Consider the following 5,567-nt stretch of genomic DNA (forward strand, 5'->3'; position numbering starts at 1 on the left):
CGCGGGGCGCGGTCACCGTGGCGGGGGCCTTCCCGCCCGCGGAGCTCCCGGCGCAGCCGGCAGCCAGCAGCAGGGTCACCGCCGTCACGAGGAGCGCCGCCCGCGACGCGGGCGCCGGGATCGACCGTGCACCCGGTTCGCCCGGGCGGGGCGGCCGGAACACCGTGCGGTCGGTCGGGAGCGCGGGCGCCCGATCGGGCCGGACGGGTATCGGCACGGACCGTGTCTGAAGCCGATGCATGGCGACCTCCTCGTCCGACGGCCGGGTGGCAGCACCCGACGACGACACCCACCTTCTTCCCGCTGTCACCCTCCGTGACACTCGAGGAATTCGTGCGTGTCGGACCCGAGCCGCTTCCTCCCATCCTGATGGTTGCCCGGGCCCGCGACCGGCCTTCGGGACCGCCGGCCGCGGCCGGCCGCCCGTGGCCGCGGCGATGATCGTGGCGGATCATGGCGGATCATGGCCGGGCGACGGGGCTTCGGTCGCCCCGCGGTCCCCGGGACCACGTAGTGATCTACTACCGAACACCCCCCGAGGTCTGGACCGTCCGGCGACGACAGGTCATCGTGAAACGGACGGGCTGCCCGGCGCGTTGAACCCGCGTGACGCGGGTAGGGCCAGCGCAACGGGCCGACCCGGACCAACCGGAAGGGATCATGAAGGACTCCGACGACGCCGGATGTAGTTCCGGCCGGCCCACGCGTGCAGAAGCGCCCGCGGGGGTCGACCGATGATCGAGGCGCTTCTACTGGTACTTGGCTTGGCGCTCGTCGCCACCTGCGGGGTGTTCGTGGCTGCCGAGTTCGCCCTCGTCACCGCCGACCGGCCGTCGGTGCAGCGAGCTGCCGACCGGAATGAGCGGGGCGCCCGGGGGGTGCTTGCCGCGCTGCGTGGCCTGTCCACCCAGCTTTCCGGCGCTCAGCTCGGGATCACGATCACGAATCTGGCGATCGGTTTTCTGACCGAGCCCGCCATCGCCAAGCTGCTGCGCGGGCCGTTGGGCTCGCTCGGCGCCTCCGACGGGCTGGCCAGCGCACTGTCCGTGGTGGTCGCCATGGTGCTCGCCACCGCCGTGACGATGGTGTTCGGCGAACTCGTCCCCAAGAATCTGGCCTTGGCCCATCCACTCGCTACGGCCAAGGCGGTGCAGGGGCCGCAGCGGATGTTCACTCGGGCCACCGGGCTGCTACTGCGCTTCCTGAACGCGACCGCGAACGCCGTGCTGCGCCGCCTCGGCATCGAACCGCAGGAGGAGCTGGCCTCGGCCCGCTCGGCCCAGGAACTGTTCTCGCTGGTGGGACGGTCCGCCGAGCACGGCACCCTGTCGCAGGAGACGGCGACGCTGGTGCAGCGCTCACTGCTGTTCGGGGACCGGACCGCCGAGGACGTGATGACCCCGCGGATGCGGATGCGCACGGTGCACGCCGATGAGCCGATCAGCGAGGTCATCACCCTCACCCGGCGAACCGGCCATTCCCGGTTCCCGGTGCTCGGCGCGGACAGTGACGATGTCGTGGGAGTGATCCACATCAAGAACGCGGTCGGCGTCGCCGAGGACGACCGGGAGCGCACACCGGTGCGCGACGCCATGGTCGCGCCGGTCACGGTCCCCTCCACGCTCCTGCTGGAGCCGCTGCTGGAGACGCTGCGGGCCGGTGGGCTGCAGATGGCCATCGTCGTCGACGAGTTCGGCGGCACGGACGGTCTGGTCACCGCCGAGGATCTGATCGAGGAGATCGTCGGCGACGTCGTCGACGAGCACGACCGGGTCTCCCCCCGGGCGCTGCGCCGGCACGACGGCAGCTGGCTGCTGTCCGGCCTGCTGCGACCGGAGGAGGCGAGCAACATCACCGGGATCGCGATCCCGACCGACGACACGTACCAGACGCTCGGCGGTCTGGTCGCCCGGGCGCTGGGCCGTATCCCCCGGGCGGGGGACGCGGCGGCGGTCGAAGGGGTCCGCTACACCGTCGAGCGGATGGACGGCCGGCGGGTGGACCGGATCCGGCTGGAGCCGGTGGCCCCGCGGGCGGTCACCATGGCGGACGACCCGGCGCCGGCCCACCGGCCCACCGGGACGCGGGATCGCGACTGGTCCAGCGGGCACCGCGAGCGGTCCACCGGCCCGCGCGAGCGTGGCGGCGGCTCCGGCTCCCGGACGTCTGGCGGCGGACCACGCCAACCGGCTGCGGGCGACGCGTCCGAGCCGCTCGGGCGGGCGGCGCAGCGATGAGCGGCCTGCTGGCGATCACCGCCACGATCCTGCTGCTGGTGCTCAACGCGCTGTTCGTCGGTGCCGAGTTCGCGCTGATCTCCGCCCGGCGGACGAGCATCGAGCCGATGGCGCAGGCCGGTTCCCGGCTGGCCAGGATCACCCTCGGCGCGATGGAGAACGTCTCGCTGATGCTCGCCGGCGCGCAGCTCGGCGTCACCGTCTGCACCCTCGGGCTGGGCGCGCTCGGCGAGCCGGCGATCGCGGACCTGCTGCACGGCCCGTTCGAGGCGGCCGGGCTGCCCTCCGCGGTGCTGCATCCGGTGTCCTTCGCGATCGCACTCGCCCTGGTGACCTTCCTGCACGTGGTCGTCGGGGAGATGGTGCCCAAGAACATCGCGCTCGCCCTGCCGGACCGGGCTGTGCTGTTGCTGGCGCCGCTGCTGGTCGGCGTCGTCCGGCTGGGCAAGCCGGTGATCATGCTACTGAACGCGGTGGCGGGCATGTCGCTGCGCGTCGTCGGCGTCGAGCCGAAGGACGAGGTGGCCAGCGTCTTCACCCGCGACGAGGTGGCCGGCCTGATCGAGGAGTCCCACCGGGAGGGCCTGCTCGCCGAGGACGAGCACGAGCTGCTGACGGGAGCCCTGTCGTTCGAGGACCGCACGGCGCGCGCCGTCCTGCTCGCGCCGGACGGGCTGGTCACGGTCCCGACAACGATCACTCCCCGGGAGGTCGAGCAACTCGCCGCGCGCACCGGGTTCACCCGTTTCCCCGTGCACGACGGCGGCGCGGCGGAGATGGCCGGCTACCTGCATCTCAAGGACGTGTTGGAGACCCGCCCGGAGCGGCGCTCGAGCCCGGTGGCGACGAAATGGATCCGGCCGCTGGCGCATGTCGGCGCCGAGGACAGCCTGCGCACGGCTCTCGCGACGATGCAGCAGTCGGGCGCCCACCTCGCCCGGGTCACCGACGCGCAGGGCTCGCTGCTGGGACTCGTCGCGCTGGAGGACATCCTCGAGGAGCTCGTCGGCAAGATCCGCGACGATGCGGTCCGTGGCGGTCACCGGCCGGAGCACCAGCCCGCCTGACGGGCGGGGCCGCACGCCGGCGGGCCAGGCCGGCGCGGATCAGGACCGGCGCGGATCAGGACCGGCGCGGATCAGGACCGGCGCGGGCGACGGGCCACGATGACGGCCATCGAGGGCGCCCACCAGTAGCTGCAGTCCTCGGGTGGGCGCAGGCCGTCGACGATCTCGACCGCGAACGTGCGGAAGTGGCGCAGCAGGGCGCGCTGGTGTCGCCGGGAGACCGAATCGATCTCGTTGGAGTAGTAGGTGAACGCGCCGCCCTCGGTCAGGGCCGCCGCGGCCGGCGCGAAGAAGTGCTCGGCGAAGGTCGCGTCGCGCATGACGTACTCGTCGACCTCGGTCTCGTCCATGGGATAGGTGTCGAACAGGACACCGTCGAACCGGCCGAGCCCGGCGAGGGTGTCCTGCCAGCGCCCGGTGACGATCTCCACGCCACGTCGGCCGCCGGTGCGCGCCCACTGCTCGGCGACCGCGGCGGTCTGCGGGTTCGCCTCCACGATGACGTGGCGGGCGGGCCCGAGCTCCTGCACGAACCCGGCGGACAGCCCGAGACCGAAACCGATCTCCAGCACGGCTCCCCCCGGCGTCGTGACCGCCCGCGCCAGCGCCCGCATCAGCGGCGCCTCCCAGGTCTGCATCACCTCCTGGCCGGAGACGAGCAGAGTGCCGTCGACCACCGCGGGCTCGGCCGCGTCGATGGCGGTGTCGATGCGCGGGCGGGCGGCGCCCGGCACCATCGCTTCGGCCGCCTCGTCCAGCGCACCGAGATCGGCGACGAACTCGTCCAGGGCCCGGTCCAGGAGGAACTGGCGGGGCTCGGCGGACATCGGGGCGAGCAGGGACGGCGCGGTCGGGTTCAGCGTCACCTCGAACTTCGCGGCACGGCGGAGCACTCGGCCTCCCGGGTCAGGGCACGCCGGGTGCGGCCCGGCAGCCGGTTCGTATCGTAGAGCGATCAATCCCTTGCAACCGGCGATTCACCGGGTGTGGGCAGTTATGATCGTGCCACGCTTCGGCGCAGACGGGGGATTGTGCCGGGGTAAGCAGAACGGGCACCGCGGGGGATCACGTGCGATACCAGCTCGGCATCAGTCCCGGCGTCGATGTCACCACGGCCGCCATCGCGGAGAACGGCTGGCCGGCCGCCATCGCCGTCGAGGGCGAGCCGCAGATTCCGACCGTGCTCCATCTCGCCGCCGACGGCACGGTGCGCGTCGGGCGCTCGGCGGTCCGGCTGCGGGCCGGCCAGCCGGAGCGGACCGCCGACGGCTTCGTGCACTGGCTCGGCGATTCGACGCCGATCCTCGTCGGCGGGATCGGTTACACCGCCTCGGCACTGCTCGCCCGCTTCCTCGACGCGGTGATTCGCACGGCCACCGCCCAGCGCGGTGAACCGCCGGAGCTGGTCGTCGTGACCAGCCCGGCGACCTGGCCGGCGCGCCGGCAGGAGGGATTCGCGGACGCACTCGCCCGTTTGGAGACCACCGCGCCGGTCGTCGCCCGCAGCTCGACGGAGGCGACGGCCGCCCTGTTCTCGCAGACCACTCCGGTGGCCGACGGTCGCGGCGCGGCGACCTACCAGCTCGGCTCGCACTGGTTCGAGGCGGCGGTGTTCACCGCGACGGCCGGCGGCTACGTGCCCGTCGGCTCCCCGGTCGGGCTCGCCGACGTGTCGACCTCGATGCTCGACGACCTGCTCTACGCCCACGTCGCCGGGTTGGTCGGCGATGGCGACCGCCTGCGCGGCGGCCCGCGGGCCTCGGCCGACGGTGCCCGCCTCGGCGCGGCCTGCGCCGAGGCCCGGGAGGTCCTGGCCGAGGAGACGTTCGCCGACGTCGCCGTGCCCGACGGCGACACGACCACCATCGTTCAGATCAGCCGGGACGACTACGAGTCACTCGTCCGGCCGTTGCTCGACGACTCGGTCCGCGCGCTGTCCCGGGCGGTGCGCGCCGCGGCGAGCGACACCGGCGCGCTCGGCCTGCTCGCGGTCTACGGTCCGGGTGCGCGCATTCCGCTGGTCGGCCGGCTGCTCGGCGCACACTTCCCGGACGTGGGCCGGCTGGAGATCCGCCACGACGGCGAGTTCGCCCTCGGGGCGGCGCTGCTCGCCGCGCGCGACGCCGTGGCCGAGCCGGCGAGCTCGGAGACGGTCCTGCTCGGCCCGGCCGCGTTCGCGACGGCCCCGCCACCGAGCGTGCCGCCCGTCGTCGGGGCCGCCCCGCAGCCGAAGCCGGAGTCGTCAGGTCCGCCCGAGCAGGGC

The 5,567-nt window shown here is 73.5% G+C and carries 4 protein-coding genes and 1 pseudogene; 3 read left to right on the forward strand and 2 right to left on the reverse strand.

Annotated elements, in window-relative coordinates:
- Positions 1-241: pseudogene (locus tag ND748_RS23800) on the reverse strand (hypothetical protein); the annotation flags it as partial.
- Positions 242-734: 493 nt separating this feature from the next.
- On the opposite strand from ND748_RS23800, the gene ND748_RS23805 reads away from it, so the two are divergent.
- The gene (locus tag ND748_RS23805) at positions 735-2,237 is read left to right on the forward strand and encodes a hemolysin family protein (protein WP_251748187.1); all 1,503 of its coding nucleotides are present in this window, start codon (positions 735-737) and stop codon (positions 2,235-2,237) included.
- Positions 2,234-3,304: a hemolysin family protein gene (locus ND748_RS23810; protein ID WP_251748188.1), complete on the forward strand. Its 1,071-nt coding sequence runs from the start codon at positions 2,234-2,236 to the stop codon at positions 3,302-3,304. Before ND748_RS23805 ends, ND748_RS23810 begins: the two co-directional genes overlap by 4 nt.
- A gap of 71 nt (positions 3,305-3,375) precedes the next feature.
- Here the strand turns inward: ND748_RS23810 and ND748_RS23815 are convergent, their stop codons facing one another.
- Positions 3,376-4,197 carry a class I SAM-dependent methyltransferase gene (locus ND748_RS23815; RefSeq protein WP_251748189.1) on the reverse strand — a complete coding sequence of 274 codons (822 nt, stop codon included), beginning with the start codon at positions 4,195-4,197 and terminating at the stop codon, positions 3,376-3,378.
- Between the two features lie 176 nt (positions 4,198-4,373).
- On the opposite strand from ND748_RS23815, the gene ND748_RS23820 reads away from it, so the two are divergent.
- Positions 4,374-5,567 (forward strand): Hsp70 family protein (locus ND748_RS23820; protein ID WP_251748190.1); only part of this gene is annotated, 1,194 nt, incomplete at its 3' end.

Origin of the sequence: Frankia sp. AiPs1, from assembly GCF_023716945.1 — a bacterium.
Taxonomy (GTDB): Bacteria; Actinomycetota; Actinomycetes; order Frankiales; family Frankiaceae; genus Frankia.

What these genes read in the sequence shown, in the direction of transcription:
- ND748_RS23805 (WP_251748187.1), top strand. Translation starts at nt 735, where the DNA reads ATGATCGAGGCGCTTCTACTGGTACTTGGCTTGGCGCTCGTCGCCACC.
- ND748_RS23810 (WP_251748188.1), top strand. Translation starts at nt 2,234, where the DNA reads ATGAGCGGCCTGCTGGCGATCACCGCCACGATCCTGCTGCTGGTGCTC.